The organism is Bacillus salacetis, from assembly GCF_003581585.1.
In the GTDB taxonomy this organism is placed as follows: Bacteria; Bacillota; Bacilli; order Bacillales; family Bacillaceae_B; genus Rossellomorea; species Rossellomorea salacetis.
This window is the reverse complement of sequence record NZ_QXIR01000093.1, coordinates 1-517: the sequence shown is the minus strand read 5'-3', so window position 1 is coordinate 517 and position 517 is coordinate 1. Positions and strand designations below refer to the sequence as shown.

The following is a 517-nucleotide window of genomic DNA, read 5'->3' as shown; positions in this document are numbered from 1 at the left end:
ATATGATCAAACCTCCTTATTACTGTCGCCGGAGATGTGCGGAACTGGCAGGCTGTATCTTTGAAGTTCTTTCCTTGAATCACCCGGAGGCCCAAGGCTTGGTTCCATTCAATGGTATGTCGTTGATACCGTTGGACAAAACGATTATCTTCGGCAAAGCGTTTCCCGCAATGGCAGCTGTACCTCCGTCTTCGATAGAACAAGTAGGTAGTCCGTTCGAAGAGCTTAAGGTGTTGAATCTTTTGAAGACGATAATCATGTACCCTGGTCGTTTGATCACCACAAGCAGGACACTTATGTTTCCTTTTGGGCAATTCAATATGAAGGTGGTATGCCTCCCCTATTTCCTCCGCTTTCAAGATTCTAACCTCTTCTAATCCAGGTAAAACCATGTTAAAATGCATGTACACGCAACTCCTATCTTTGTCTTGTTTCTAGTCAACTCAAGTGTAAAAGATTAAGGAGCTTGCGTGTATTTTTTTGCCTTAAAACCTACCCCAACAAATATAATAGAGCC

The 517-nt window shown here is 42.9% G+C and carries 1 protein-coding gene; it reads right to left on the bottom strand.

Annotated features, from left to right (window positions below):
- Window positions 1-410 (bottom strand): transposase family protein (locus D3H55_RS23745; protein ID WP_240628771.1); only part of this gene is annotated, 410 nt, incomplete at its 3' end.
- Window positions 411-517: the final 107 nt, after the last annotated feature.